Annotated in this window: 27 protein-coding genes; 10 read left to right on the top strand and 17 right to left on the bottom strand. The window is 63.6% G+C overall.

Annotated elements, in window-relative coordinates; all coding sequences use genetic code 11:
• On the top strand, positions 1-449 hold a 449-nt coding region (locus Q1L59_RS08415), incomplete at its 5' end, for a M20/M25/M40 family metallo-hydrolase (protein WP_300330796.1).
• Positions 450-507: 58 nt separating this feature from the next.
• Here Q1L59_RS08415 and Q1L59_RS08410 read toward each other — a convergent pair.
• The 3 genes from Q1L59_RS08410 to Q1L59_RS08400 are packed head-to-tail and all read right to left on the bottom strand — an operon-like array spanning position 508 to position 4152.
• Positions 508-1938 (bottom strand): DUF4129 domain-containing protein, encoded by a 1431-nt coding sequence (locus Q1L59_RS08410; RefSeq protein ID WP_300330793.1) that lies wholly within the window; start codon positions 1936-1938, stop codon positions 508-510.
• Entirely contained in the window at positions 1935-3215 is a 1281-nt protein-coding gene (locus tag Q1L59_RS08405; protein WP_300330791.1) for a DUF58 domain-containing protein, read from the bottom strand. Before Q1L59_RS08405 ends, Q1L59_RS08410 begins: the two co-directional genes overlap by 4 nt.
• A gap of 16 nt (positions 3216-3231) precedes the next feature.
• A complete protein-coding gene (locus Q1L59_RS08400) occupies positions 3232-4152 on the bottom strand; it encodes a MoxR family ATPase (protein WP_300330788.1) in 921 nt (306 codons plus the stop codon).
• Between the two features lie 374 nt (positions 4153-4526).
• On the opposite strand from Q1L59_RS08400, the gene Q1L59_RS08395 reads away from it, so the two are divergent.
• The 5 genes from Q1L59_RS08395 to Q1L59_RS08375 all read left to right on the top strand — a co-directional run bounded on the left by Q1L59_RS08395 (position 4527) and on the right by Q1L59_RS08375 (position 9983).
• The gene (locus tag Q1L59_RS08395; protein WP_300330787.1) at positions 4527-5867 is read left to right on the top strand and encodes an anaerobic C4-dicarboxylate transporter; all 1341 of its coding nucleotides are present in this window, start codon (positions 4527-4529) and stop codon (positions 5865-5867) included.
• A 234-nt stretch (positions 5868-6101) separates the two neighbouring features.
• The gene (locus Q1L59_RS08390) at positions 6102-6494 is read left to right on the top strand and encodes a cytochrome c (protein WP_300330784.1); all 393 of its coding nucleotides are present in this window, start codon (positions 6102-6104) and stop codon (positions 6492-6494) included.
• A gap of 72 nt (positions 6495-6566) precedes the next feature.
• The gene (locus Q1L59_RS08385; RefSeq protein WP_300330782.1) at positions 6567-7712 is read left to right on the top strand and encodes a rhodanese-like domain-containing protein; all 1146 of its coding nucleotides are present in this window, start codon (positions 6567-6569) and stop codon (positions 7710-7712) included.
• Between the two features lie 29 nt (positions 7713-7741).
• The gene (locus Q1L59_RS08380) at positions 7742-9361 is read left to right on the top strand and encodes a tetrathionate reductase family octaheme c-type cytochrome (protein ID WP_300330779.1); all 1620 of its coding nucleotides are present in this window, start codon (positions 7742-7744) and stop codon (positions 9359-9361) included.
• Between the two features lie 16 nt (positions 9362-9377).
• Positions 9378-9983 (top strand): cytochrome b/b6 domain-containing protein, encoded by a 606-nt coding sequence (locus tag Q1L59_RS08375; RefSeq protein ID WP_300330777.1) that lies wholly within the window; start codon positions 9378-9380, stop codon positions 9981-9983.
• A gap of 315 nt (positions 9984-10298) precedes the next feature.
• Here the strand turns inward: Q1L59_RS08375 and Q1L59_RS08370 are convergent, their stop codons facing one another.
• From Q1L59_RS08370 to Q1L59_RS08350, 5 genes are all read right to left on the bottom strand, one after another.
• Positions 10299-11099: a peptidylprolyl isomerase gene (locus tag Q1L59_RS08370; RefSeq protein WP_300330774.1), complete on the bottom strand. Its 801-nt coding sequence runs from the start codon at positions 11097-11099 to the stop codon at positions 10299-10301.
• Between the two features lie 45 nt (positions 11100-11144).
• Positions 11145-11462, bottom strand: coding sequence for a BolA family protein (locus Q1L59_RS08365; protein ID WP_300330771.1), 318 nt, complete (start codon positions 11460-11462; stop codon positions 11145-11147).
• The gene (locus tag Q1L59_RS08360; protein WP_300330805.1) at positions 11459-11761 is read right to left on the bottom strand and encodes a YciI family protein; all 303 of its coding nucleotides are present in this window, start codon (positions 11759-11761) and stop codon (positions 11459-11461) included. Before Q1L59_RS08360 ends, Q1L59_RS08365 begins: the two co-directional genes overlap by 4 nt.
• A complete protein-coding gene (locus Q1L59_RS08355; protein WP_300330768.1) occupies positions 11761-12294 on the bottom strand; it encodes a septation protein A in 534 nt (177 codons plus the stop codon). Before Q1L59_RS08355 ends, Q1L59_RS08360 begins: the two co-directional genes overlap by 1 nt.
• A 109-nt stretch (positions 12295-12403) precedes the next feature.
• The gene (locus Q1L59_RS08350) at positions 12404-13537 is read right to left on the bottom strand and encodes a D-alanyl-D-alanine carboxypeptidase family protein (RefSeq protein ID WP_300330765.1); all 1134 of its coding nucleotides are present in this window, start codon (positions 13535-13537) and stop codon (positions 12404-12406) included.
• 196 nt (positions 13538-13733) lie between these two features.
• On the opposite strand from Q1L59_RS08350, the gene Q1L59_RS08345 reads away from it, so the two are divergent.
• Positions 13734-14657, top strand: coding sequence for a GAF domain-containing protein (locus Q1L59_RS08345; protein ID WP_300330762.1), 924 nt, complete (start codon positions 13734-13736; stop codon positions 14655-14657).
• Here Q1L59_RS08345 and Q1L59_RS08340 read toward each other — a convergent pair whose 3' ends face one another.
• From Q1L59_RS08340 to Q1L59_RS08315, 6 genes are all read right to left on the bottom strand, one after another.
• Positions 14658-15737: a septal ring lytic transglycosylase RlpA family protein gene (locus Q1L59_RS08340; protein ID WP_300330759.1), complete on the bottom strand. Its 1080-nt coding sequence runs from the start codon at positions 15735-15737 to the stop codon at positions 14658-14660.
• Positions 15734-16840: a rod shape-determining protein RodA gene (gene rodA, locus Q1L59_RS08335; protein ID WP_300330756.1), complete on the bottom strand. Its 1107-nt coding sequence runs from the start codon at positions 16838-16840 to the stop codon at positions 15734-15736. Before rodA ends, Q1L59_RS08340 begins: the two co-directional genes overlap by 4 nt.
• A 3-nt stretch (positions 16841-16843) precedes the next feature.
• A complete protein-coding gene (mrdA, locus tag Q1L59_RS08330) occupies positions 16844-18739 on the bottom strand; it encodes a penicillin-binding protein 2 (protein WP_300330754.1) in 1896 nt (631 codons plus the stop codon).
• Between the two features lie 86 nt (positions 18740-18825).
• Positions 18826-19347 (bottom strand): rod shape-determining protein MreD, encoded by a 522-nt coding sequence (gene mreD, locus Q1L59_RS08325; RefSeq protein WP_300330751.1) that lies wholly within the window; start codon positions 19345-19347, stop codon positions 18826-18828.
• A gap of 5 nt (positions 19348-19352) precedes the next feature.
• Entirely contained in the window at positions 19353-20282 is a 930-nt protein-coding gene (gene mreC / locus Q1L59_RS08320; RefSeq protein ID WP_300330749.1) for a rod shape-determining protein MreC, read from the bottom strand.
• Between the two features lie 48 nt (positions 20283-20330).
• Complete coding sequence (locus Q1L59_RS08315; protein ID WP_300330746.1) at positions 20331-21374, bottom strand: rod shape-determining protein; 1044 nt, start codon at positions 21372-21374, stop codon at positions 20331-20333.
• 100 nt (positions 21375-21474) lie between these two features.
• Between Q1L59_RS08315 and gatC the strand changes: the two genes are divergently transcribed.
• The 3 genes from gatC to gatB all read left to right on the top strand — a co-directional run bounded on the left by gatC (position 21475) and on the right by gatB (position 24789).
• Positions 21475-21771, top strand: coding sequence for an Asp-tRNA(Asn)/Glu-tRNA(Gln) amidotransferase subunit GatC (gene gatC / locus Q1L59_RS08310; RefSeq protein WP_300330744.1), 297 nt, complete (start codon positions 21475-21477; stop codon positions 21769-21771).
• Entirely contained in the window at positions 21768-23237 is a 1470-nt protein-coding gene (gatA, locus tag Q1L59_RS08305; protein WP_300330741.1) for an Asp-tRNA(Asn)/Glu-tRNA(Gln) amidotransferase subunit GatA, read from the top strand. Before gatC ends, gatA begins: the two co-directional genes overlap by 4 nt.
• A 97-nt stretch (positions 23238-23334) precedes the next feature.
• The gene (gene gatB / locus Q1L59_RS08300; protein ID WP_300330739.1) at positions 23335-24789 is read left to right on the top strand and encodes an Asp-tRNA(Asn)/Glu-tRNA(Gln) amidotransferase subunit GatB; all 1455 of its coding nucleotides are present in this window, start codon (positions 23335-23337) and stop codon (positions 24787-24789) included.
• A gap of 72 nt (positions 24790-24861) precedes the next feature.
• Here gatB and tatC read toward each other — a convergent pair whose 3' ends face one another.
• The 3 genes from tatC to tatA form a co-directional block, all read right to left on the bottom strand.
• The gene (gene tatC / locus Q1L59_RS08295) at positions 24862-25701 is read right to left on the bottom strand and encodes a twin-arginine translocase subunit TatC (protein WP_300330736.1); all 840 of its coding nucleotides are present in this window, start codon (positions 25699-25701) and stop codon (positions 24862-24864) included.
• Positions 25702-25707: 6 nt separating this feature from the next.
• On the bottom strand, positions 25708-26112 hold the full coding sequence (tatB, locus tag Q1L59_RS08290) for a Sec-independent protein translocase protein TatB (protein WP_300330733.1): 405 nt from the start codon (positions 26110-26112) through the stop codon (positions 25708-25710).
• A gap of 98 nt (positions 26113-26210) precedes the next feature.
• Entirely contained in the window at positions 26211-26456 is a 246-nt protein-coding gene (gene tatA, locus Q1L59_RS08285; protein WP_300330730.1) for a Sec-independent protein translocase subunit TatA, read from the bottom strand.
• Positions 26457-26489 lie beyond the last annotated feature (33 nt).

Here is a 26489-nt window from a genome sequence, read left to right as displayed (position 1 = left end):
CCAACGCCATCGCGCATGACGCCCAGCTCTCCGGCACGATCCGCAGCACCCGGCCAGAAACGCGGCAACGGCTGATCGCCGGACTCGAACGAATGTGCCGTGCCTTCGGCGAGGCTTACCAGACGCAGATCGAGCTGACTTTTTCGCCAACCTATCCGCCGGTGGTCAACACCCCGCGGGAAACCGTGCTGGCGCGCCAGGCCGCCATGTCGGTGGTGGGCAGTGCGTGTGTATTGACCCAGGAACTGCCGAGCATGGGCGCGGAAGATTTTTCTTTCTATCTGGAACGTGTCCCCGGCTGTTTCGTACGCTTTGGCGGTCGTGGGCCGAACACGCCGAACCTGCCGCTGCACAATCCGCAATTCGACTTCGACGAGGAAGCGCTGGTCGTCGGCGCCAGCTACTTCGACGCGCTCGCGCGTCTCGCCCTGCGCGAAACCCACGTCTGACCGTTGCCGTACACCGCGGCCGGCCGTTCGCGCCTGCCGGTCTACGCTGCCCGCGTGCTCACAGGCAGCGGTACATCTGCCGGTAAAGCTCGCACATGCGCGCAAGCTGGCGAGTGCTGACCGCGCCGTTGCCGTAGCGCGCATGCTCGAAGAGTTCGACCATTTCGCCCGCCTCGCGGCGTAAGGAGCGATGCATCGTACTCAGCGCAGCCAGATACTCGCGTGCATTGCGCCGCACGTCTTGCTCGACCTGATGCAGCGCGAAGAGTCGTTGCATCGCCGCGAAAATCTGGCAGGCACCGACCGTGCCCGCCGCATGCCGGCGCAACAGGGCTAAGCGCAAGAAGTCGAACTGTACGCGCAGCCAGAGACCAAGCCGCATTTCGCGCACGAGCATGCACGCCCCGGCGAGCAGCAGGACCAGCACGACGCCGATCAAGCCCCGAATGATCGACCACCGATTGGCCTCCAGCCATTCGCCGACGGCGCGACTGATCGCCGCCCCCTTGATCGTCAGCGGCTGAACGATCCGCTCGATGAGTTCAGCTGCATCGGCGAGTTGGCGGATCGTCGCGGCCTGCCAGACGGGCATACCGGAGCGCTTGGCCGCCTGGCGCATTTCCTGCACCGTCGGCCAGCCGAACTTGACGCGTATGCTTTCCCGATAGCCGTCGCCGCTTGGTCCATCGGCCGCGCCGTGGGCCAGATCCTGATCACCGCCGGGAGCCCGCCCGTCGGCGCCGCCCGCAGTATTCGCATCGTCGCCTCCGCCCCCGAGGCCGCCCGCTTCGCGCAGTCCGCCCCGCGCGCCCGGGTCGATACCGCGCAGCGATCCCAAGTTGCTGAGCTGGCCGTATTGAGACTTCAGCCAGACCCAGGTGACTTGCGGAGTGAGCGCGTAGAGCGCCAGCGCGACGATCAGCAGACTGGCCGTCGCCGCAACGATCGACGCTCCCTGACCGCCGACCAGGTTCTGTCCGGGCGCATCGTTTTGCACTTCGTGCACGCGCCGGCTCACCTGCTCGGCAACCAGCGTGAAGACGACGGCCAACAGGTAAGGCACGAAATAGAAGAGCATCGTCCAGTCGGCGCGCCAGTGCATGGCGGCAAACATCACCATCACCGCCGAGACGAGCAGCGCCAGCATGAACCTCCGACGATCGACGGTGACGCAATTCGCGGCCGCCTGCAAGGCGGCGAGCGCCCACAGACCAGCGCGCGGCAGCCGCCAGAGCGGCAGGAAGACGAGCAGCGTGGCGAGCACGGCAACGATCGCCCAGACCTTCTGCCGCCGCCGGCCAATTTCATCGACCTTGCCACTCTGTTTCCAGGCGACGCGCAGCGTGAAGAAATAGACCATCGACCAGATCAGCACCTCGACACCGAAAGTGCCGTGGTGGATATCGAGGTACGCGTTGCAGGTGACCGCCAGTACCAGTGCGGCGAAGAGGCCGATGTACGCCGGCCGGTAGGTGACCGGCGGACTCATGCGTTGAACAGGTGCACGAGATCGTCGCCGCAGCGAACGCGCACGCTCGTCGCGTCGATCTCGTGCAGCAGCGCGACGGCCGCATCCGCCTGCGCATCGCGCGAGCTGAGCGGATCGACGAAACTGCTGCGCTCGAAGACGATCGCGAAGATCTGCGCCCGGCTGGCGCGCAGCGCCATCAATGCCTCGAATGTAGCGCTCGCTTCGCCTGCCGCCGGCGACAGGAAGACGATCACCGTCTCGCCGTCGAGCGCCCGACGGCCAATCCCTTCCAGCACACTCGCATACGGCCGGCTGCCGTCGGCGTCGACTACCGCCAACTCGTCGAGGATGCGCTGATACTGCATCGCTCCGCTGCCCGCTTCGACCTCGACCGCTCGTCTGGCGGCGCCCGTCAATCGGGTGCGAATGTTGTTGTAGCAGGTAAACCGGGCCATCGAGGCGGCGATACGCAAGGCATATTCCAGCGTCGCCTGCCGACCCGCGCCGACGTTCGAGCCGCGCGCAAGATCGAGGACGAAGTGCACACACGCCGAAGCCAAGGGCTCGAACTGCTTGACCATCAGCTCATTCATCCGGGCGCTCGTCGGCCAATGGATGTGGCGTGGATTGTCGCCCAGCCGGTATTCGCGCAGGCCGCAAAACTCGGCTGCGCCCGAGCCTTCGGGCAGCAGATAGCCGCCGCGATGAATCTGGCTCGGCGCGCCGCGCAGCGCCAGGCTGACGATCGGAAACACCGCCGGATAAACGGTCAGGCAATGGACGCCGTCGTTGCGCTGCTGCCGCGCTTCGGCCAAGCCGAGCGGAAAACTGGAGGCCAGGCCGACCGGCCCCAGTCGGTAGAACCCACGCTTCTCGCAAACCAGCGGCATGGTGAAGCAACGGCTGCTGCGCCCCGGCACGTAGCCGATCATCCCCAGCGTCCGGGCGACGCCAGGCGCCGCTCCCGGCGCAGCGCCGAATGCCGGCAGCCGATCGACCAGCTCGACCATGAAGCGCGGCAGGTAACCCCAGTTGCGCACATCGACGGCAAAGTTGATCGTCTCGCCCTCTTCAGCCCGATCAGGTCCGCGGCGGACGACCGACAAACGCCCCACCAGCCAGTGCGGCCAGACCAGCCCGACGACAAGCGTCGCCGTCAACAGCGCGGCGATGAACCACGGCAGGCTCTGCGCCCGGTTGACCGCGCCGATGTAGGCAACCAGCGTCAGACCGATCAGCGCGAAGAGGCGCAAGCGCCGGCGCAAACAGCCGCCGAGTTGTCCGATGATGGCCATCGTCGCGCCGCCAAGCCTAGACCGGAGGAGCGACCTGGTCGAGGACTTCGCCAAGAATGGCGTGCGCGCTGCGTCCGAGCGCCGCCGCTTTGGGCTTCGCGATCAGCCGGTGCTCGAGGATTGGCGCGGCCATCGTCTTGACCAGATCCGGCGTCACATAGGCGCGTCCGCGCAGATAAGCGAGACCGCGCGCACCGCGCGCCAACGCCAGCGTGGCGCGCGGGCTCGCCCCCAGACGCAAGTCGGGATGTCGGCGCGTCGCGTCGCTGATCCTGACGATGTAGTCGGCGACCTCGCGGGAGAGATGGATTTCCTTTACCTGCTCGCGCGCGGCGAGCACGGCGGACTCGGAGATCACCGCTGGCAGGCGGTCGATCGGGTGTTCCCTCGCCTGTGCCGAAAGGATGCTTAATTCCTCGCTGAGCGACGGGTAGCCGATACTCAGCCGGACGAAGAAGCGATCGAGCTGGGCTTCCGGAAGCGGATGCGTGCCGGCCATATCGATCGGATTTTGCGTTGCCAGGACCATGAAAAGCTTCGGTAACTCATGCGTCACACCGTCGGAAGTGACGTGGAACTCCTCCATGCATTCCAGCAATGCCGACTGTGCGCGCGGCGTCGCGCGATTGATTTCGTCGGCAAGCAACAGATTGGTGAATACCGGGCCAGGCCGAAACTCGAACTCGCTGCTCTTCTGGTTGTAGATCGCCACGCCGGTGATGTCGGAGGGCAACAGGTCGGGGGTACATTGCAGGCGTTTCATGTCGGCCGCGACCGAGCGTGCCAGGGCGCGCGCCAAGGTCGTCTTGCCCGTGCCGGGCACGTCTTCGAGCAGGATATGCCCGCGGCAAAGGAGCGCGACGATGGCCAGCTCGACTACCGTGCGCTTGCCGATGACGACTTTTTCAATGTTGTCAATCAGGGAGGTGGCGAGCACGAACGGTGGCCTTTCGCAGTGGACTTTCGGAAGATGCATGCGCAGCGGCGCGGAAGCCATCTTAACCCGATTGGCACCATGGAGCGACGCAGATGCAAGCGCTTGCCCCAGGTCTTGGCGGGCGGCGAAGTCTACCCGTGCAGGAACAGGCCGGTGCGCGTCGTTGGGCAGTGCGCGGGCCGCTGTTATCCGACAGCCAGGCGGACCATTGGGGCAACCACCGACGCAATTTTCGCCCGCGTGCACCGCCGGCCAAGGGCAAAGCAGGGAAAAGCCGGGATTGACCCGCCTTGACACAGACTCATATACTCCGCCGGCAAACCGACAGCTTCCACCGTTCATGTAGTTCCCGACACTGCGAAAGAGGCCCCATCATGACCTTGGCTCTCGAACTGCTGCTGATTCTCATCTGCCTGTTCTACGGCGCGCGCAAAGGTGGCGTGGCGCTCGGCCTGCTCGGCGGGATTGGCGTCGTCGTTCTCGTTTTCGGGTTTCACGTACCACCCGGCAAACCACCGGTCGACGTGATGCTGACCATCGTCGCCGTCGTTGCCGCATCGGCGACGCTGCAGGCCTCCGGCGGCCTGGAGGTGCTGTTGCTGATGGCCGAGAAAGTGCTGCGGCGAAACCCGAAGTACGTGTCCATCCTTGCCCCCTTCGTCACCACCTTCCTGACCATCCTCTGCGGAACCGGGCACGTCGTGTATACGATGCTGCCGATCATTTACGACATTGCGATCAAGAACGGCATCCGGCCGGAACGGCCGATGGCCGGCTCGTCGATCGGTTCGCAGATGGGAATCATTGCCAGTCCGGTGTCGGTGGCGGTCGTCTCGCTGGCAGCGTTTCTCGCCAAGGCACCAGCCGGTGCGCCGGTGCTCGACTTCGTCACGCTGCTCTCGATCACCATCCCATCGACGCTAGTCGGGGTGTTGATGATCGGCATTTTCAGTTGGTTCCGCGGCAAGGACCTGGACAAGGACGAGGCCTTCCAGAAATTGATTGCCGATCCGGAAAGCCGCAAGTTCGTCTACGGCGAGACGGCGACGCTGCTCGGCAAGACGCTCGAACGCGGTCAGTGGGTGGCGATGTGGATCTTCGTCGGCGCGATCGCCGTCGTCGCCGCCCTCGGTGCCTTCGAGACCTTGCGGCCGAGCTTCTCCGGCAAGCCACTGTCGATGGTCCTGACGATCCAGATGTTCATGATGATGGCTGGCGCATTCATCATCCTGTTTACCAAGACCAACCCGGCAGCCATCGGTAAGACAGAAGTCTTCCGGGCGGGAATGATTGCCGTGGTCGCCGTCTTCGGCGTCGCCTGGATGGCCGATTCGGTTTTCGAGGCCAATCTGCCGATCATCAAGGAAGCCCTGGCCGACCTGGTCAGGACGCAGCCCTGGACCTACGCGGTAGCGCTGTTGATCGTTTCGAAGTTCGTCAACTCGCAGGCAGCGGCAATCAGTGCGATGGTGCCGCTGGCGCTGTCGATCGGCGTTCCGCCGGGCTACGTCGTCGCCTTCGCCGCGGCATGCTACGGCTACTACATCCTGCCCACCTACCCAAGCGACCTGGCCACCATCCAGTTCGATCGTTCAGGTACGACACATATCGGCAAGTACCTGATCAACCACAGCTTCATCCTTCCCGGACTGATCGGCGTGGCAACCTCCTGCCTGGCCGGCTACTTTCTGGCGACGGCGCGTGGGCTGGTCTAGGTGCTGCCGCCTGCTTCGGCAATGGGCATCATCGACCGTTGTCTGCGCTCGCCTTTTCAGCAATCGCACCGCACGGGCGCTCCGGGCGAAGCGAGAATATTCAAACGATCGTTGACGCAGATCATACGTATATACTGATTTGCTAATGTACCAGGAGTAACATTCTTCCGCACGCCGAGCCTCCCAGAAGCGGCAGGCGCGACCAGGAAAGCCTAGTTTTCACCGGAGTCTGTCATGATCAAACGTTTGCCGATTGCCTGCGCAATCACTGTTGGCCTTTTTAGTCTTTCGTCGCTCGCCCTGGCCTACGACGCCGACTGGAAGCGCGGTCGGGTCTATTACCGCAGCGTGTGCACCGCCTGCCATGCTGCCCAGGCGGGCGGCTCGATTGCGCCAAGCACGATGACCAAGGCGCAATGGGCCAGCTACCTGCAGGCCGACAAGCACGCCAAGGGCAAGGATTCGATGAAGCAGTACGTCAGCAAGGCCTACCGCGCCAGCATTCGCAGCCAGAACAAGGCAGCCGAAAAGTTTGCCGAGGTCGCCGACGACGAGCTGTTCGAGGACGTCAAGGCTTTCGTCATCAAGGGCGCCAAGGACGGCGAAGCACCCGCCACATGTAGCTGAGTCGCGCCTGCCGATTCGGTCGCACTTGCTGACAATTCCCTCCATTCCGTTCATTCGAATCTGCCAAAGATCATGTTCAAACCGTCTCGCCCGCTCGCGGCTGCCACCGTGCTGGCCGCCCTTCTTTCCGTCACCACCGTCTTCCCGACCGCCGCTGTGTCAGCCGAAGAAACAGCCAGCCAAACAAAGGCCGGCTGGTACCACAAGCTGGTCAATGCCGAGTTCGTCGCCAAGTACGCCGTATTACCCAAACCGGAAGACGTTCTGATCGTCGACTCGCGGCCAACCGCGCGCAAGTACGATCCCGGGCACATTCCGACCGCGCTGAACATTCCGGACAGCCAGTTCGACAAGCTGGTCGATCTATTGCCCAAGGACAAGGGCAGCCTGTTGATCTTCTATTGCGACGGGCCGGAATGCATGCTCAGCCACAACTCGGCTTTCCGCGCCGAAAAGCTCGGCTACAGCAACATCCGGGTCTATGCCGACGGTTACCCGGACTGGCTGAAGAAGGGCCATATTGCAGCCGTCAGCGTGCCGTACATCAAGAAGCTGATCGATGACAAGGCGCCGCTGACGCTGATCGACTCGCGGCCGAAAGAGCGCAAGTTCGACAAGGGCCACATTCCTGGCGCAATCAGCATTCCTGACCTGCAGTTCGACAAGCTGGTCGACCGCCTGCCGGCCGACAAGGCTGCCCCACTCTACTTCTACTGCGAAGGGCTGAGCTGCAAGCTGAGTTCGGACTCGGCCGCCAAGGCGGTCAAGCTGGGCTACACCGCGGTCAAGGTGGTGCCTGAGGGCTATCCCGCCTGGGAAAAACTGTACGGCCCCGGACCCAGCACCGAAACCGCCGCCACGGCATCTGCTCCGACGATCCAGCCAGGCAAGGAAAGTGGCACGATCAGCCTCGCCTCGTTCGAACGAATCTACAAGGAAGCGCCGACGACCATCCACTTGATCGATGTGCGCGAACCCGCCGAATATGCCAGCGGAACCTTCAAGGGTGCGGTCAATTTCCCGATCAACACGCTGGAGAAGCGGATCGACGAGTTGCCCACCGACAAGCCCATTGTCTTCTTCTGCGGAACCAGCGCGCGTAGCGGCGAGGCGCACGACATGGCCAAGCTGTACAAACCTTCGCTGAAGACCTACTTCCTTGATGCCGAGACCAAATGGAGCAAGGATGGCAGCTACCGGATTGCCGAAACGAAATAGTTCGGCTCACCGACCTACGCGAGGAAGACATGAGCGCCAGAATTCTTCGGAGAATCGCCACGGAGTGGTCGGGCGGCCTGCTGCTCGCCGCGCTGCTTGTCGGCGGCAGCGCCTTGGCCAGCGAGCCCCCACCAGTACGGCTGGATTCGACGGCCGACCATAGCAAATACAAAGAATTGCAGCAGGAATTCGCGTCGGGCCCGGAGCTGACGAAAGTCTGCCTGAGCTGCCATACCGAAGCGGCCAAACAGGTGCACCGGACCAAACACTGGACCTGGGACTTTCTCAACCCGGAAAACCAGCAGCGCCTGGGCAAGAAGAACGTCATCAACAACTTCTGCATCTCGGTTCCCTCGAATTACGCGTTCTGCACCAGTTGCCACGTCGGTTACGGCTGGAAGGACGCGAGCTTCGACTTTACTGCGGAAGAGAATGTGGATTGCCTGGTCTGCCATGACACCACTGGCAGCTACCGCAAGCTGCCCGGACTCGCCGGGCACCCGCCGTATAAGGATGTCGAGATTCCGCCCGGTTCGGGCAAGATCGCCAAGGCCGTCGACCTGAGCCGGGTTGCCCAGAAGGTCGGCAAGACCAGTCGCGACACCTGTGGCGCGTGTCACTTCTTCGGGGGCGGCGGCGACGGCGTCAAGCACGGCGACATGGATTCCTCGCTCGCCTCGCCGGACAAGGAAGTCGACGTTCACATGGACGCCACCGGCCTCGACTTCACTTGCGGCACCTGCCACAAGACGGCCAGCCACGACGTTCCCGGCAGCCGTTACACACCAGTCGGCAAGGACAAGGGCGGCGCCCACATGCGCGGCAAGGAAGACAAGAGCAATCCGGCGACTTGCCAGGCCTGCCACGGACTCAGCCCGCACAAGGACTCAGGCATGGCGGCCAAGCTCAATCACCATACCGACAAGATCGCCTGCCAGACCTGCCACATCCCCGCGATTGCGCGCGGCGGCGTCGCTACCAAGATGAGCTGGGACTGGTCGACCGCCGGACGGCTGACGCCGGACGGCAAGCCGATGATCAAGAAGGACGACAAGGGGCGCGTCATCTACGACTCGAAGAAGGGTGATTTCACGCTGGGTGAAAACGTCGTCCCCGAGTACGCCTGGTTCAATGGCAAGGTGAGCTACACGCTGCTCGGCGACAAGATCGAGAACATCGAAGGCGTGACGCACATCAACAAGCTGGGCGGCAGCGCCACAGACGGCGAATCGCTGATCTGGCCAATGAAGGTTTTCCGCGGCGCACAGCCCTTCGACGCGGTCAACAAGACGCTGGTCACGCCGCATACCGCGGGCAACGACGATACCGCGTACTGGAAAAACTTTGGCTGGGAAAAGGCCATCGAGACCGGCATGAAGGTAGCGGGCGCCGATTTCTCGGGCAAAGTGGGCTTCATCAAGACCGACATGTCATGGCCGATCACACACATGGTCGCGCCGAAAGAGAAGGCGCTCGGCTGCAGCGAATGCCACACCCGCGGTGGTCGCCTGGACGCGATCGACGGCGTCTACATTCCGGGGCGCGATGCCAACCGCCTGGTCAACCTGATCGGCTGGATCGTCGCCGGCGGCACGCTGGCTGCCGTCGCGCTGCACGGCCTGATCCGCATCGTGCGCCGCCCGCGCTGATCTCAGGGAAACCCTCATGGAACGTATCTACATCTTTACCCGCTTCGAACGCTTCTGGCACTGGACGCAGGCGCTGCTGGTGATTGGCATGCTGCTCACCGGTTTCGAAATTCACGGCACCTACCATCTGCTCGGTTTCGCCAAGGCGCACCAGATTCATGGCATCGCCGCCTGGGCGCTGATCATTCTCTGGGTGTTCGCCATCTTCTGGCATTTCGTCACCGGCGAATGGCGCCAGTACATCCCGACGATGAAGAATGCCGACGTGGTCCTCAGGCACTATGCGTTGGGGATATTTCGCGGCGAACCCCACCCGTTCAAGGTAACACGCCGACAAAAACACAATCCGCTGCAGGCGCAGGCCTACCTGATGGTCAAGGTGCTGATCAACCCCCTGCTCTGGATTTCCGGACTGCTTTATCTCTACTACAACGAGCTGGCGGCCCTCGGGCAACATTTCGATCTGGCCACGATCGCCCTCGCGCATACCATCGGCGCTTTTCTGATGCTGGCCTTCTTCATTGCCCACGTCTATCTGATCACCACCGGCGACACGGTGGGTGCGCATTTGAAAGCGATGCTGACCGGCTGGGAGCACGGCGAGGAAAAGAACCCCCGATAGCGCTGCGATCCCGGCGGAAACGCCGGTCGCAGAGCAAGGAGCTACGCGCCGGCGAGTTGTTCAACGCGATTCTTCCGAGCCAGGCTCAGGCGGCAAGCAATCGCTTGGCGCCAGTCGGAGCGCGCGTCACGCTGCACGCTGCCTGAACCTGAGGCACGGCTGCGTTCGCGCGAATCTCGCCCAACGCAGGGCTCGGTCCGGCAGACTTGGCTTTCAGATCTGCCGGGACCGGGCGGGTACCGCAAAGACCCGTGGGCGATTTGGCCGGACCGCAGCTCGCGGAAGGCGAACCCGGCCAAGCCGAATCGTGCCTGCCTACTCGACCTTCGCCTTGCTGCGCAATTCCCCGACAAACTTCTGCAGTTGCTCCTGCTGCAGGCGTTGCAACAGTTGCGGCTTGACCTGATCGAAAGTCGGGGGAGTGAGCGGGCGACTGTCGTCGACCTGGATCACGTGATAGCCAAAATCGGTCTTGACCGGTGTGTCGCTGTACTTGCCCTTGCCCAGCGCAGCCACCGCGTCGGCAAACGGCTTGACGTACTTCGCCGCGCTGCCCCAGCCGAGGTCACCCCCGTTATCCCGTGAGCCGGGGTCCTTCGATTGTTTGGCCAGTTCGTCGAACTTCGCGCCCTTCTTGAGGTTGGCGATGATCGTCTTCGCTTCATCTTCTTTCTCGACGAGGATGTGGCGCACCTTGTACTCGGTATTGCCGAGCTGACCTTTCACTTTGTCGTAGGCTGCCCTGACCTGGTCGTCGCCGATCGGATGCTTCTTCAGATACTCCTGGACGAAAGCGCGGATGATGATCGCCTGCCGCGCCAGGTCGGCCTGCGCGGCCACGTCGGTCTTCTTGTCGAGGCCGAGCTTCTTTGCCTCCTGGACGAGCAATTCACGACGGATCAGTTCTTCCCGGATGGCGTTCTTGAGCTCCGGACTGTCCGGTGCACCCTGCGCCTGCTGCTCAGCAACAAAAGCGTTCGCCAGCGTCTGTGAAATGGCGACGCCGTTCACCGTGGCGACGGCGCCCGCGGCCTTTCCTTTCTCGGCGGCAGTCACCGGCAGCGAGAGTAGCGCGCCGACGAGCAGCGTGCTGGCCAGCTTGGATAGCTTGTTCATCTATGCGTTCCTTGAGTTGGGGTAAATGAGTACTTGCTGTTCGCATCAAGTCGCGATCGAAGCCGTCGCGGAGTGCTCTTCCGGACTTAGCGTCGTCAGGCTCAGTGCATGAATCCTGCCCGCCAGGAGGTCGGCCAGGGCAGCGTGCACGATGCGGTGGCGGGCCAGTGAGCCCTGGCCGGCAAACGCCCCCGAGACGATGCGCAGGCGGTAATGCGCGCCGCCGCCGGCACCCGAGTGGCCGGCATGACGCGCCGAGTCGTCGTAAAGATCAAGGCTGATCGGCGCCAGCTTGCTCAGGCGCTGCCGGATATCGGCTTCGAGATCGGCGCTGCGCGCGCCGCGGTCGTCGCTGGCGCTCACGCCGGCAGCACTTTCTTGAACGGCCGGACGGTAACGCGATCATAGACGCCGGCAGCGACGTAGGGATCGGCGTCAGCCCAGGCGCGCGCCGCGGTCAGCGAGGGAAACTCGGCAACGATCAGGCTGCCGGTAAAGCCGGCTGGCCCGGGATCGGGCGCATCGATCGCCGGGAATGGCCCGGCCATCAGCAGGCGGCCTTCCGCCTGCAAAGCCTTTAGCCGCTGTACATGATCCGGTCGCGCGGCAAGCCGCTGTGCCAGCGTATCCGGCCGATCTTCGCCGACGATGGCGTAGAACATCATTTCTTCTCCTCAAGGAAGCGGGACAGAAACAGCCCTTGCGCCAGGACAAAAAGCAGCATCAGACCGGTCGCGCCGAAGAGCTTGAAGTTGACCCATTCGTCGGTGGAAAAGTTGAACGCCACGAACAGGTTGACGACGCCCATGAAAGCAAAGAAGGCAATCCACGACCAATTGAGTTTGCTCCAGGCGACTTCCGGCAGATCGAGCTGCTCGCCGAGCAGCAGGCGAATGAAATTCTTGCGCAGGAAAAGCGAGCCAACGAGCAGCGCCGCAGCAAAGGCCCAATAGAGCACGGTCGGCTTCCACTTGATGAACTCCTCGTCGTGCAGGATCAGGGTCAGGCCACCGAAAAGCGTGATGACGACCAGGCTGACCCAAAGCATCGTGTCGATTCGCTTTCCCTTGAACCACAGCCAGCCGATCTGGGCGAAGGTGGCGGCGATCGCCACCGCGGTCGCGGTGTAGATGTCCCAGACCTTGTAGGCAATGAAGAAAAGGATGACCGGAAACAGGTCGAAAAGAAATTTCATCCGTGGCGCCGTGAATCAGACTTTGAATTATCGATGATTCGGCAAGCGGTTGTCCATGCGTGCTGTGCCTCAATTGGTCTTGGCGGAGGCGACATGGCCGCTTGCTCTCCTAGTTCAGCCAGAGGCGGATGCCGTCAAACGCCCGGCCGACGATTCCTGCTGGCTCGACGGCTTCCAGCGCACTGACCGGATACTCGCCGTAGGGCTTTCCGTCCATGCTCACCTTGAGCGTGCCAAGCACCTGGCCACGCGTTATTGGCGCGAGCAGCGGCTGTTGCGAGACAAGTTCGGTCCGCAGGCGCGAGCCGTAGCCTTTGGGCACGGCGAGAACGAGATCGTGGGCAAAACCAAGCTTCACCGCATTCTCCTTGCCTTTCCAGACCTTCAGGCTGGAAACGGGTTCGTTCCTGGCATAGAGCTGCACTGCGTCGTAGAACTGAAAGCCGTAATTGAGCAGCTTGAGCGATTCCTGCGCGCGCTGGTTGTCCGACGCGGTGCCGAGCACCACCGCCAGCAGGCGTCGCGCGCCGCGTTTGGCCGAAGACACCAGACAATAGCCGGCACCCTCGGTATGTCCGGTCTTCAGGCCATCGACCGTGGGGTCGAGCCAGAGCAGGCGATTGCGGTTCGGTTGGGTGATCTTGTTGTAGCGAAACTCCTTCAGCGAGTAATACTTCGCATACTCTTCAGGAAAGTCGCGAATCAGCGCGCCGGCCAACAGCGCCAGGTCGCGCGCCGTCGTGTAGTGCTGCGGATCGGGCAGGCCGCTCGCATTGCGGAAACTCGAGGCTTTCATGCCCAGACGTTGCGCCTCGCGATTCATCAACTGCGCAAAGTTTTCCTCATCGCCGGCAATGGCTTCCGCGAGCGCAACGCAGGCATCGTTACCCGACTGCACGATCATTCCTTTGAGCAGGTCCTCGATGCGCACCTCGGTGCCGATCTGGATGAACATGCGCGAACCGCCGGTCTTCCACGCCTTTTGCGAAACCGGTACGGCCTGATCGAGCTTGATCGTTCCCTGGCGCAGCGCGGCAAAACTCAGGTACGCGGTCATCAGCTTGGTCAGCGACGCCGGTTCAAGACGCTGGTCGGCTGCCTGTGCGGCGAGTTCCTGGCCTGAGGCCGCTTCGATCAGGAGCCACGACTTGGCCGCCAGCACTGGCGGAATCGGCAATTGCTGGGCGAAGACGAGAGCGGGAAGACAAAGCAGAAGGAAAACGACCGAGCGAAACCTGCGCATGGGAACACGTTCCAGGCAAAGCGCGGATTATAGCAAGCGCCCCCGGGTGCTCTTGTGCACGTTTTGTGACAGATCAGCGACCAGCGACCCTGCTGGCGTGACGTACTCCACAGCGCACGGCTGCGTCGACGCTTAGGATGGTGCTCGTTTGCTCGACCAATAAGCCCATGGGACAAATGGGCATAGTCAGGACCCCATGCTGCCGCCTTTTCGACCCCTCGCGGATTCCCTTGACCTGCAAAGCGCTTTTGCACAGCTTTCGCGTGGCGGCTTCGCCGGCAACAGTCTGGATGAAACACTGCGTCAACTGACCGCGGCCACCGGACAGATGCTCAACATCGAGCGCGTCAGCCTCTGGGGGCTGACCGCCGAGCAGTTGACGCTGGAGTGTATCGATCTTTATGAGCTGTCGCGTAACCGGCACAGCAACGGCGTGGTCCTGCACGCGACGCGCTATCCCGAGTATTTTCGCGCGCTCGCGCATGGCGACCCGATCGTCGCCGACGATGCGCTGACGCATCCCTTGACGCAGGAGTTTGTCGACGATGACCTGCTGATGAACGGAATCAGTGCGCTGATCGCCTCGCCGATTCACGTCAATGGCGAGTTGCAGGGGGTGTTGCGCATCGAACGTGTCGGGCCGCACTCCGCGTGGACTTCGGTGCAACGCCTTTTCGCACACGCGATCAGCAACCTGGTCGCGCTCGCCCTGCTGCAGCATCATGTCGCGACGATCGAGGAAGACCTGCACGACGCCAACTGCCTGCGCCACGCGCTGTTCATGGGCGCGCGCGACGCCATCCTGATTTCCGATGCCGACAGCGGGCACATCCTCGACGCCAACCCGCAGGCCGAGAAGCTCTTCGGGCGCGAACTGCAGCAGCTTCTCGGTATCCTGCAGGCCGAACTGCATGCCAGTGGCGACACGCAGGAGGCGCGCGCAGTGCTCGGCGAGCTGATCAGGCTGGATGGCGCACAGACCCTGCGCAGCGAAGTAATCGCCGCGAACGGCCGCATCATCCCGGTGGAAGTCACCGGCCACCTGGTTCGCCTGGATAAAGGCAAGAAAGTCGTCCAGGGCGTTTTTCGCCCACTCGCCGAGGACGCCAACAAGGGCTGATCAGCGGCTGATGATCGTCGGCTTGTAGCCCAGAGCCAGGCGAATCCGTTCGGCAACGCGCTCGGCGTCAGCCCGGCTGGCATACGGCCCGAGGTGCACCCGGTGTATACCGCCGCCCGGGTTGACGCCAATTTCTTCGCTCAGCCAATCGAGTTCACGCGCCAGATGGGCGCGCAGGCTTTCCGCGTTGTCGAGGCTGGCGAAAGCTCCCAGTTGAAGGAAAATGCCGCGCACGGCAGACGCTGGCCAAGCAGCATTCGGGCCCGGCGCCGGCAGCCTGGGCCCCTGGCCAGCAGTCGGCGGCGCCGCCGTCTGGCGCTCCAGCCTGGCTGCGAGCAGTTCGATTTCGTCACGACCGTCGGCCAACGCCACTTTCGCCGGTACGGTGGTGGGCGGGCTGGCGGGCGCGCTGGACAGGGCGAGCGCCGCGGCGTCTGCCGGCACGATCGCTTCGACCTCAACCAGCGCGCTGCCGTTATCGACATAACCCAGGCGGTAGGCGGCGGCGTACGAAAGGTCGATGATCCGGTCGGCATGAAACGGTCCACGGTCGGTGACGCGCAGGACCACCGACTTGCCGTTGCCGACATGGGTCACCCGAACGTAGGACGGAATGGCCAGCGTCGGATGCGCCGCGGTCATCGCGAACATGTCGTAGGGCTCGCCGATCGAGGTCTTCAGGCCGTGGAATTTCTTCCCGTACCAGCTCGCCACGCCGCGTTGCCGGTACGGCCGCAGGCTGTTTTGTGGCTCGTAGGCCTTGCCCAGGACGACGTACGGGCGGTTGGCGAAACGATGCAGGGGTTCGCTGCGCGGCAGGGCATCCGGAATGTCGTCGAGATTGTCCGGAATCTCGTCCGCCGGGCCGTCGTCCTTGTAATAGGCTCCGGCGCGTTTCTGCACGGCGGCCGGCTTGCGCACGATCTTGCCCGGCAGCCTGGCCGCCTCGCCTGGCTGCACCGCCACGTCCGGCGAGCGTGCCGGCTGTCCGCCGCATCCCGCCAGAAAGCACAGCAGCAGAACGGTCGCCAGCCGCCGGCACGGCAGATCGTCGCGCGTTGACCAGGCGGGTCGTATCATTTCCTGACCAGCATCCGGTGCGTGCGAATGCTCATCAGAATGCCGATGCCGATCGACAGGGTGACCAGCGCGGTTCCCCCGTAGCTCATGAAAGGCAGGGGAACGCCCACGACCGGCAGAATCCCGCTGACCATGCCCATGTTGACGAAGGCGTAGGTGAAGAAGCTCAGCGTGATCGAGCCGGCCATGACGCGGGCAAACAGCGTCGAGGCGTTGGCCGCAATCACCAGACCGCGGGCGATCAGCAGCAGGTAGAGGAGAACGAGGAACGCGTTGCCCAACAGCCCGCGCTCCTCGGAAAAGACGGCAAAGATGAAGTCGGTGTGGCGCTCGGGAATGAACTCCAGGTGGGTCTGCGTTCCCTCCAGCCAGCCCTTGCCGAAGGTACCTCCGGAACCCATGGCAATGGTTGATTGGATGATATGGTAACCGGCGCCGAGCGGATCGCTCGTCGGGTCGATCAGGGTCAGGATGCGCTTGCGCTGGTAGTCACGCAGCATCGTCCAGGCAAAGGGTGCGGCGCTCGCCGCGGCGACGCCGAGCCCGGCGATCACTTGCCAGGGGAGGCCAGCGAAGAAGATGACGTAGAATCCGGCCGCTCCGACCAGGATCGCGGTGCCCAGGTCGGGTTGCTTGGCAATCAGGACAAAGGGGACGAGCAGCAGCACACCGGCACCCACGAAGTGGCGAAACTTGAGAACGGCTTCGTGCTTGTGGAAGTACCAGGCGAGCATCAGCGGAACGGCGATCTTGAGCAGTTCGGATGGCTGTACGCGGGTGAAACCGATCGACAACCAGCGGCGTGCGCCGTTCACCTTGACCCCGAAGACGAATACGAGGATCAGCAGGATGACGCCGATGACATAGAGCGGCACGCCGAAGCGCATCAGCTTCTGTGGCGGGATCTGGGCGGCAATCCACATCGCGGCCAAGCCGACCGTCATGTTCAGGCTTTGCGCGATCAGGCGATTGCTCGCATCGTAGGTCGCGCTGTACACGGTGGTCAGGCCGACCAGCATCAGCGCGCCGGTAATCAGCAACAAAGGGCCATCGAGATGCTCGACCAGGCGCCGCCACAGGCGGTGCAGCACGTCTTCCGACATCGCCTAGTCCTCCTCCGCTTCGTCTTCTTCCGCCACACCCTTGGGCAACTTGCCGAGCAGGTAGTAGTCGAAGACCATGCGCGCAATCGGCGCCGCAGACTGCGCACCGAAACCACCGTTTTCGACCAGGACGGCGAGCGCGATCTGCGGTTTGTCGGCCGGCGCAAAAGCGATGTACAAGGCGTGGTCGCGCAACTCCTTCTTCACGCGCGAGGCCTTGTAGTCCCCCCCCTTCAGGCTGAAGACCTGCGCCGTACCGGTCTTGCCCGCTGCCACGTAGCCGGCACCGGCAAAGGCGCGCGTGCCGGTGCCATGCGTGTTGACCCCGACCATCGCGCGCTTGATCGTCTCGACATGCGACTGCTTCCACGGCAATACGCGCAGCGGCTCGGGTTCGATCATCGTCTTTTCGCCGGTCCGGCTGTCGGTGATGTACTTGACGAGGTGCGGGCGAAACATGATTCCGTTGTTCGCCACCACGGCCGTCGCCAGCGCCAGTTGAATCGGCGTGTAGGCATTGTAGCCCTGGCCGATGCCGATCGAAATCGTTTCGCCAGCAAACCACTTCTGCTGTTCCGGCCGCTTGAAGCGGCGCTTCTTCCATTCTGGTGACGGCAGAACACCTTCCGACTCGCCCTCGAGGTCGATCCCGGTCTCCTGGCCAAAGCCGAGCGTCGCCATGAAGCGCGCGATGCTGTCGATACCCATGTCGTTGGCCAGAGTGTAGTAGTAGGTGTCGCAGGAATGGACGATCGATTTGTGCATGTCGACGCTGCCATGCCCACCCTTCTTGTCGTCGCGAAACTGGTGTCCGCCGAAGTTGAAGTAGCCGGGATCGGAGATCGCCTGCCCCGGCGTCCGCTTGCCGGTCTCCAGCGCGGCGAGTGCCATGAACGGCTTGAAGGTCGAACCTGGCGGATAGGCACCGTTCAGCGCCCGGTTGAGCATCGGCTTGTCGGGCGAGTTGTTGAGCGCGTCCCAGTCGTCGCTGCGGATCCCATCAACGAAGAGGTTGGGATCGAAGGTCGGCGTCGACACGAGTGCCAGGATGCCACCCGTCGACGGCTCGATCGCGACCAGGGCGCCGCGCCGGTCACCGAAGACCTTTTCCGCGATTTCCTGCAGTTTGACGTCGAGCGTCAGCGTCAAATTGTTGCCCTGCACCGGCGGCGTACGCGCCAGACTGCGGATTGCCCGGCCGCCGGCATCGATTTCCACCTGCTCGTATCCCGCCTCGCCGTGCAGGTCGAACTCGTAGCTCTGTTCGATGCCGGTCTTGCCGATGTGTTCGCTGCCCTTGTAGTTCGCCGTCTGGCCATTGTCGTCGATCATTTCGAGATCGCGCTTGTTGATCCGGCTGATGTAGCCGATGGCATGCGAGGCCACCGGCCCAAGCGGGTAATGACGAAACAGGCGCGCCTTGACCTCGACCCCCGGGAAGAGGTAGCGGTTGGCGGCGAATCTGGCCACCTCTTCCTCGCTCAGGCGGGTGCGAATCGGCAGGCTCTCGAAGGTCTTGCTCTCCTCGAGCAACTTGCGGAAGCGCTTGCGATCCTTCGGCTGAACGTCGATCACTCGCCCCAGACCCTCGATCGTCGCCTCCAGATCGTCGACTTTCGACGGCGTGATCTCCAGCGTATAAGCTGAATAGTTGCGCGCCAGAACGGTACCCCGGCGATCGACGATGACGCCGCGACTGGGGACGATCGGCACCAGCGAAATGCGATTGTCCTCGGCGCGCGTCGTGTAGTACTCGTGCTGCACAACCTGCAGGTGGAAGAAGCGGGCAAGAAGAAGCGCGAACGCCGCGACCACCGCGACGCCCGCCAGCGCGACGCGAAAGCGGAAGCGTTCGAGTTCGCGGTCGGGTGCATTCAGCGAAGCCTGAGCGAGCGCCACGGCAACTCCCTCAAACGGCGCGTCTACGCCGCACGGCCGGCGCGCCAGACGGTCTTGGCGCCGCTTCCGGGCGCACCAGCGAAGCTTCAGAGCGGTCGGTTCGCATCGTGGTCCACCGGCTGATGCTGCGGCAGAAGGAGAAGGTAGGTCAGGAGGGGCCAGAGCAGCGTGGCCAGACACGGACCAAGAAGGTAGGCGATTCCCGGCGAATCGGCGCCCGCCAGCGTGCGCACCGCCAACTGCACGAGCTGGACGAGCAGCAGCAAGGGAAAGACGTGCAGCGCCTGCTGGCCAAGCGGGAACCACAGAATGCGGCGCGACAGCGCGGAACCGCCGTAGACCGCCAGCACATAAGCCAAGGCATGCTGACCGAGCAGGCTGGCGTCCGCCACGTCCATCGCCAGTCCTGACAGAAACGCCAATCCCATGCCCACCCGCCGTGTCTCGCGCACGCTCCAGAAGACCAGCGTCAGCACCAGCCAGTCGGGCATCGCCGGCCAGGCTGCCGTCGGCAGCAGGTTCAAGAGCAGGGCGACGAGCAGCGTCAGGCCGATGAACGGCGGCCACACGGGCAACAGGATGCGGGAAGACGAGTAGCTGGTCTGCATCGTGCTTAATCCTTACGCAAGCGCCTCTTCTTGCCCGCCGACTTGCCCGGCGACCGGCCATCGCGCCCGCTCGCCTCGCTCGTCAGTTGCTCGGGCAGGGCCACCGGCGGGCGCGGATCGAGGACCATGACTTCACTGAAGTTCTCGACGGCGGCCAGCGGCAGGCAATAGATGCGGGCAAACGAATAGGCCGTATCGCGTTCGATGTGTACCACCTTGGCGACCGGAAAACCGGGCAGAAAGACGCCGTCCAGCCCGGAGGTGACGAGCAGATCGCCATTCTGCACGTCAGCGTTCGCCGGCAGGAAGCGCAGATCGAGTTGGCCGTTGCCGAGTCCGAAGACGACCGAACGCTGGCCGGTGCGCACGATCTGCACCGGCACCGCCTGCTCCTTGTCGGTAATCAGCGTGATCTCGGAAACGAAAGGGAAAACGCGCGTCACCTGGCCGACGATTCCGGCGTCGTCGATCACCGGCTGCCCGGCAACGACTTTGTCCTGCTGCCCCTTGTCGATGACGATGCGGCGTGAAAAAGGATCACGCGCAGCGTAGAGGATTTGCGCCGCGTGGCCGCTCGCCTGCTGCCGCTCCTTGACGCCGAGCAGCTTGCGCAGGCGCTCGTTCTCGACCTCGAGCTGCTGCGTGCGCAGCAAGGTGGCAACGTTGCCGAGTCGGGCGCGTTTCAGACGGGCGTTTTCGTCGCGCAAACGCTCGACATTGACGAAATACGCGCCGAAGCCGTCGAGCGCCTGTATCGGCATGTGAGCCAGGCTCTGCAGCGGCAGCGAAAACATCGACAGCGCCTGGCGCAGCATTTCCAGCGCCTGGAAACGCGCGTCGAGAACCAGCAAGGCAGCCGACAACGCCACGTAAAACGACAGCAGCGCGACGGGTGCCGGACCGCGTTTGAAGAACGGTGGCGGCTGATGATCCATCCCTGTGCTCGGTGGGCAGGCGACGTACGGCGGCTAAACCGCCAAGCCTCAGTCGGAAGCGAAGATGCTGCCGAGGTTGTCCATCTTCTCGAGCGCCAGACCACAGCCGCGCGCGACGCAGGTCAGCGGTTCCTCGGCAACGATGACCGGCAGGCCAGTTTCCTCCATCAGCAGACGGTCGAGGTCGCGCAGCAGGGCACCACCGCCAGTCAAAACCATGCCCTTGTCGGCGATGTCCGCACCGAGTTCCGGCGGCGTCTTTTCGAGCGCCGACTTGACCGCCGAAACGACGCTGTTCAAGGGTTCGGTGAGCGCTTCCAGGATTTCGTTCGACGAGATGGTGAACTTGCGCGGAATCCCCTCGGCCTTGTTGATCCCTGAGACCTCCATCTCGCGCACTTCCGCGCCGGGAAACGCCGATCCTATCCGCTTCTTGATGTTCTCGGCGGTATTCTCGCCGATCAACATGCCGTAGTTGCGGCTGATGTAGTTCATGATCGCCTCGTCGAGCTTGTCGCCGCCGACGCGTACCGATCCGGCATACACCATGCCGCCAAGCGAAATCACCCCCACTTCGGTAGTCCCGCCGCCGATGTCGACGACCATCGAGCCCGTCGCCTCGGCCACCGGCAGGCCGGCGCCGATCGCTGCCGCCATCGGCTCCTCGATCAGGAAGACCTGGCTGGCGCCGGCACCGATCGCCGATTCGCGGATGGCCCGCCGCTCGACCTGCGTCGAACCTGAGGGCACACAAATGATGATCCTCGGCGAGGGCGAGAGAAGGCGGGAATCGTGCACCTTTTTGATGAACTGCTTGAGCATCTGCTCGGTGACCGTGAAGTCGGCAATCACCCCATCCTTCATCGGCCGAATGACGGTAATCGCGCCGGGAGCCTTGCCCAGCATTTCCTTGGCCGACTTGCCGACAGCCTGGATCGTCTTTTTCGAACTCGGCCCGCCCTCGGTGCGGATGGCGACTACCGACGGCTCGTCGAGAACGATACCCTTCGAGCGAACGTAGATCAGGGTATTGGCCGTACCGAGATCGATTGCGAGATCGTTCGAGAAGTAACTGCGCAGAAAACTGAACATGCTGGCAAATTCCGTGATGGCCCGCAGGGGCTTCGATGGGAAAAACTTTTATGATACCTTAGAAGACCTCGGCGTTTAACCCTTTAGTGATTTCTGTCCCATGTCGCTCACCCTAGAACAGGTCCGGCGCGTTGCACACCTGGCCCGCATCGAAATCAGCGACGCCGAAGCAGAGAGTACGCTCGGCCATCTGAACGATATTTTCGCCCTGATCGAAGAGATGCAGGCAGTCGACACGCAGGGCATCGAGCCGATGGCCCATGCGCAGAACCTCGCTCAGCGCTTGCGTGCGGATCAGGTCGTCGTCACCGATCAAATGGCCCGGCGCAATGCTTTCCAGGCAATTGCCCCGGAGACCGAGGCCGGCCTCTATCTCGTCCCGAAGGTCATCGAATGATCGAGCGCAGCCTGCATGAGATGGCTCAGGCGCTTGCCGGCAAGGAAATTTCGAGCGTCGAACTGACCGGTCTGTACCTCGAGCGCATCGCGCGCCACAACCCGCTGCTCAACGCCTTCCTCACCGTCGACGCCGAGCGCAGCCTGGCGCAGGCGCGGCAAGCCGACGAGCGGCTGGCGCGCGGCGAGCAGACTGCGCTGACCGGAATTCCGATCGCGCACAAGGATATTTTCTGCGCCCGCGACTGGCGGACGACCTGCGGCTCGAAGATGCTCGGCAACTTCGTCAGCCCCTACGACGCCTCGGTGATCGAGCGCTTCCAGGCGGCCGGCGCCGTCCTCCTCGGCAAGACCAACATGGACGAGTTCGCCATGGGTTCGTCGAACGAAACGTCGTTCTACGGCCCGGTGCGAAACCCCTGGGACTCGACTTGTGTGCCTGGCGGATCGTCTGGCGGGTCGGCCGCGGCGGTCGCCGCGCGGCTGTCGCCGGCAGCTACCGGCACCGACACCGGCGGGTCCATTCGCCAACCGGCGGCGTTGTGCGGCTTGAGCGGAATGAAACCGACCTACGGCGTCATCTCGCGCTACGGCATGATCGCCTTCGCCTCATCGCTCGACCAGGCCGGCCCCTTGGCGCGCTCGGCGGCCGATTGCGCGCTGCTGCTCAACACGATGGCCGGCTTCGACGAACGCGATTCGACCAGCCTCGATCGCCCGCCCGAGGACTACACGCGCGAGCTGGCCAGCGACGGCGGTACGCAGCCCTTGCGTGGCATCCGCATCGGCCTGCCGGAAGAGTTTTTCGCCGGCGGCTGCGATCAGGAGGTCATGCAGCTCGTCGAGCAGGCGATTGCCGAGTACCGCAAGCTCGGCGCCGAAACGGTCGTGCTCAGCCTGCCCAACATGCGTCTGTCGGTTGCCGCGTACTATGTCATCGCGCCGGCCGAAGCCAGTTCGAATCTGGCCCGCTTCGACGGTGTGCGCTACGGCTACCGCGCGCCGGAATACGATGATCTGAACGAGATGTACAGCCGGACGCGCGCCCAAGGCTTTGGTGCCGAGGTCAAGCGGCGAATCCTGATCGGCACTTACGTGCTTTCGCACGGCTATTACGACGCCTACTATCGGCAAGCGCAAAGGATCCGCCGGCTGATCGCGCAGGATTTCGCTGCGGCTTTCCGCCAGTGCGACATGATCGTCGGACCGACCAGCCCGAGCACGGCCTTCAAGCTGGGCGAGAAAGCGGCCGATCCGGTGCAGATGTACCTGTCCGACATCTACACGATCGCCGTCAACCTGGCCGGCCTGCCCGGCCTGTCGATTCCCTGTGGCTTCGCGCGTGGCCTGCCGGCCGGGCTGCAGTTGATCGGCAACTATTTCAGCGAGGCGAAGCTGCTCAACGTGGCGCACCGCTACCAGCAGGTCACGCACTGGCATCAGGCGCGCCCGGACGCCTTCGCCTGATGCGCCCGGCAGCGACCCGCCATCACCGGTCGACGAGGCGGCGGCGAGCGGCCTGCCGCAGCGGCGCGGCCACCCTAGTCGAGGAGAAACAGGACCTGTGAGCAAAGCGTGGGAAATCGTCATCGGCATTGAGACGCACGTGCAGTTGTCGACGCAAGCCAAGATCTTTTCGGGAAGCTCGACGACCTTCGGCGCCGAGCCCAACCTGCAGGCGGATGCGGTCGATATCGCGCTGCCCGGTGTCCTGCCGGTACTCAACAAAGGCGCAGTCGAATGCGCCATCCGCTTCGGGCTGGCTGTCGGTGGCGAGATCGCTGCGCGCTCGGTCTTCGCGCGCAAGAATTATTTCTATCCCGACCTGCCGAAAGGCTACCAGATCAGCCAGTACGAGCTACCAGTCGTCAGTGGCGGCAGGCTGGTCATTCAGTGCGGCGATCAGGAAAAGGAAATCCGGCTGACGCGCGCGCACCTTGAAGAGGATGCCGGCAAGTCGCTGCACGAGCAAAGCGGCCATTCTTTCGTCGGCAGGTCGGGAATCGACCTCAATCGCGCCGGAACCCCGCTGCTCGAGATCGTCAGCGAACCCGATCTATCTTCGTCGGCAGAAGCGGTCGCCTATGCGCGCGCGCTGCATGCGCTGGTCCGCTGGATCGGCATCTGCGACGGCAACATGCAGGAGGGTTCTTTCCGCTGCGACGCCAATGTCTCGGTCCGGCCGCTCGGCCAGACGCAGCTGGGCACCCGGCGCGAGATCAAGAACCTGAATTCGTTCCGCTTTCTGCAGCAGGCGATCGATTACGAGGTGCAGTGGCAGATCGGCACGCTCGAGGACGGCGGCCGCATCGAGCAGGCAACGGTACTCTTCGACCCGGCGAGCGGCGAAACGCGCAGCATGCGCTCGAAGGAGGATGCGCACGACTATCGCTATTTTCCCGACCCGGACCTGCTGCCGCTGGTGATCGACGCCACCTGGATCGGCGAAGTTGCTGCCCGCCTGCCGATGCTGCCGGCAGCTCGGCGCGAAAGCTTGATCGCCGACTACGGACTGTCGAGCTACGATGCGCGAGTCCTGTCGGCGTCGCTCGACTTGGCGAACTACTACGAAGCGGCGGTCGCCGAAGCCGGCCGGCCGAACGCCAAGACCTGCGCCAACTGGGTAATGGGCGAGCTCGCCGCACGGCTCAACAAGGAAGACCGCGAGATCGGCGAATGTCCCTTGCTTCCCGAACAGCTCGGCGGTCTGATTGCCCGCATCGGCGACGAAACCCTGTCGACGAACATTGCCCGCCAGGTTTTCGACGCCTTGTGGAGCGGCGAAGCGAACTCGGCTGATGAAGTCATCGAGCGCCAAGGGCTGCGCCAGATCAGCGACAGCGGCGCGCTCGAACAACTGATCGACGAACTGCTCGCGGCAAATCCGACGATGGTGGCCGAGTTCCGCGCCGGCAAGGAAAAGGCGCTGCACGCGCTGGTCGGGCAGGCGATGAAGGCAAGCCGCGGCAAAGCCAACCCGCAGCGGGTCAAGGAACTGCTACGCGCGAAGCTGGGCTGAGCGCTACCCGGCAATCATCTCGTCCACCAGCAGCCGGCACACCGCCCGGACAGACGCCGGCCGGGCCGACGATCAGGCGTCCGGCTTGCGCTTGTCGTCGGGCGGATGAGCCTCGCTCAGCGCCCTTTGCATTTCCTCAGCCGATAGCGCCTGCCACTCGCCGTCGTCAGCCTCCGCCGACGGCGCGCGTGCTGCCGACCGACGTCCGACGAAGCGGGCCAGGAAGAGACCCAGCTCGAAAAGCAGGCAAAGCGGAATGGCCATCATCAGTTGCGAAATCACGTCGGGCGGCGTGAACACGGCCGCCACGACGAACGCGCCGACGATCACGTACGGGCGCCACTCCTTCAGTTTGCCCAGGTCGACGATGCCGACATGGACGAGAACCACGACGATCACCGGCACCTCAAAGGTGACGCCGAAGGCAATGAAGGTCGTCAAGACGAACGACAGGTATTTCTCGATGTCGGTCATCCACGCGACATGCTCCGGCACGACCGTCGCCATGAAACCGAAGAAGGTCGGGAAGACGAGAAAATACGCGAAGGCCATGCCGACGAAAAAGAGCAGCACGCTGACTCCGACGAGCGGCACGGCGAGGCGCTTTTCGTGCGCATAAAGCCCGGGCGCGACGAAAGCCCAGATCTGGAAAAGGACGTAGGGCAGGGTAATCAGGAACGCGACCATCAGGGCCACTTTCATCGGCACCAGAAAGACGCCAACCACGTCGGTAGCGATCAGTTGGCCGCCCTGCGGCAGCGTCGCCAGCAGCGGTTGGGCGAGCAGCGCGTAGAGATCCTTGGCCCACGGAAACAGGCAAAGAAAGGCAATGCCGATGGCAATCAGCGAGCGGATCAGGCGATCGCGCAATTCGACGAGGTGTGAGAGGAACGAGTCTTCCGCCGGATCCATGCCTGCTCAGCCTTCCTGCGCCGGCTTGTCGGCCGCCGCCGGCCGGCTTGCCGGCAGGGCGCTCTGGCCGACGGCGGGTGGCGTGGTAGAGCCTGGGTTGCCGGTCGCCGCTGACTCGCCGGTCGGGCGATCGGCGGCCAGGCTTTCGACGCTCTGCCGCACGGCGAGCACTTCCTGCTGCACGCTGTGCTCGACGCTGCGCGCCGAATCCTGGATTTCGGCCTGCAGCTTTTTCAACTCTTCGAGCTGGATTTCGCGGTTGATGTCGGCCTTGACGTCGCTGACGTAGCGCTGCAGGCGACCGAGCAGATGCCCCGCCGTGCGCGCCACCTTGGGCAGCCGCTCGGGACCGATCACCACGAGGGCAACGATGGCGATGACGAGCATCTCGGAAAAACCGATATCGAACATGTGCAGCAGTCAGTTCATCTGGTTGCGGACATCGCCACGGCTACCGGATGGGTCACCGGCACCCGCCGGCGACATCCGCGCAGCACTCGGGCAGCGGCCTAGGTTTTCGTCCGCTCGCGAATCTCGCCCTCGATCGTCTGCCCGCTACCGACCTGCGCCGGCGGTACCCCCGGCGGCGGCGGCTCGGCCGGCTTGTCGTCAGCCACTGCATCACGCATGCCGTCCTTGAAGCCCTTCACCGCGCCGCCCAGATCGGACCCCAGATTGCGCAGTTTCTTGGTACCAAAAATCAGCAGAATGATGATCAGGACGATCAACCAGTGCCAGATGCTGAACGAGCCCATGTCAGGCCTCCGTGATAGTGAAATCGGCGCGTC

Origin of the sequence: Accumulibacter sp. (assembly GCF_029255125.1) — a bacterium.
GTDB lineage: Bacteria > Pseudomonadota > Gammaproteobacteria > Burkholderiales > Rhodocyclaceae > Accumulibacter.
The sequence above is the reverse complement of the archived record's forward strand: the minus strand, read 5'-3'. Positions and strand labels throughout refer to the sequence as shown.

Coding starts and splice junctions, on each gene's coding strand:
- mreC (WP_300330749.1), bottom strand. CDS start 20,282: ATGGATCATCAGCCGCCACCGTTCTTCAAACGCGGTCCGGCACCCGTC.
- tatB (WP_300330733.1), bottom strand. CDS start 26,112: ATGTTCGATATCGGTTTTTCCGAGATGCTCGTCATCGCCATCGTTGCC.
- Q1L59_RS08395 (WP_300330787.1), top strand. CDS start 4,527: ATGACCTTGGCTCTCGAACTGCTGCTGATTCTCATCTGCCTGTTCTAC.
- Q1L59_RS08360 (WP_300330805.1), bottom strand. CDS start 11,761: ATGTTCTACGCCATCGTCGGCGAAGATCGGCCGGATACGCTGGCACAG.
- Q1L59_RS08380 (WP_300330779.1), top strand. CDS start 7,742: ATGAGCGCCAGAATTCTTCGGAGAATCGCCACGGAGTGGTCGGGCGGC.
- Q1L59_RS08410 (WP_300330793.1), bottom strand. CDS start 1,938: ATGAGTCCGCCGGTCACCTACCGGCCGGCGTACATCGGCCTCTTCGCC.
- gatA (WP_300330741.1), top strand. CDS start 21,768: ATGATCGAGCGCAGCCTGCATGAGATGGCTCAGGCGCTTGCCGGCAAG.
- Q1L59_RS08405 (WP_300330791.1), bottom strand. CDS start 3,215: ATGGCCATCATCGGACAACTCGGCGGCTGTTTGCGCCGGCGCTTGCGC.
- rodA (WP_300330756.1), bottom strand. CDS start 16,840: ATGTCGGAAGACGTGCTGCACCGCCTGTGGCGGCGCCTGGTCGAGCAT.
- Q1L59_RS08345 (WP_300330762.1), top strand. CDS start 13,734: ATGCTGCCGCCTTTTCGACCCCTCGCGGATTCCCTTGACCTGCAAAGC.
- Q1L59_RS08385 (WP_300330782.1), top strand. CDS start 6,567: ATGTTCAAACCGTCTCGCCCGCTCGCGGCTGCCACCGTGCTGGCCGCC.
- gatC (WP_300330744.1), top strand. CDS start 21,475: ATGTCGCTCACCCTAGAACAGGTCCGGCGCGTTGCACACCTGGCCCGC.
- Q1L59_RS08370 (WP_300330774.1), bottom strand. CDS start 11,099: ATGAACAAGCTATCCAAGCTGGCCAGCACGCTGCTCGTCGGCGCGCTA.
- Q1L59_RS08355 (WP_300330768.1), bottom strand. CDS start 12,294: ATGAAATTTCTTTTCGACCTGTTTCCGGTCATCCTTTTCTTCATTGCC.
- tatC (WP_300330736.1), bottom strand. CDS start 25,701: ATGGATCCGGCGGAAGACTCGTTCCTCTCACACCTCGTCGAATTGCGC.
- mreD (WP_300330751.1), bottom strand. CDS start 19,347: ATGCAGACCAGCTACTCGTCTTCCCGCATCCTGTTGCCCGTGTGGCCG.
- Q1L59_RS08350 (WP_300330765.1), bottom strand. CDS start 13,537: ATGCGCAGGTTTCGCTCGGTCGTTTTCCTTCTGCTTTGTCTTCCCGCT.
- tatA (WP_300330730.1), bottom strand. CDS start 26,456: ATGGGCTCGTTCAGCATCTGGCACTGGTTGATCGTCCTGATCATCATT.
- Q1L59_RS08315 (WP_300330746.1), bottom strand. CDS start 21,374: ATGTTCAGTTTTCTGCGCAGTTACTTCTCGAACGATCTCGCAATCGAT.
- Q1L59_RS08340 (WP_300330759.1), bottom strand. CDS start 15,737: ATGATACGACCCGCCTGGTCAACGCGCGACGATCTGCCGTGCCGGCGG.
- Q1L59_RS08375 (WP_300330777.1), top strand. CDS start 9,378: ATGGAACGTATCTACATCTTTACCCGCTTCGAACGCTTCTGGCACTGG.
- Q1L59_RS08390 (WP_300330784.1), top strand. CDS start 6,102: ATGATCAAACGTTTGCCGATTGCCTGCGCAATCACTGTTGGCCTTTTT.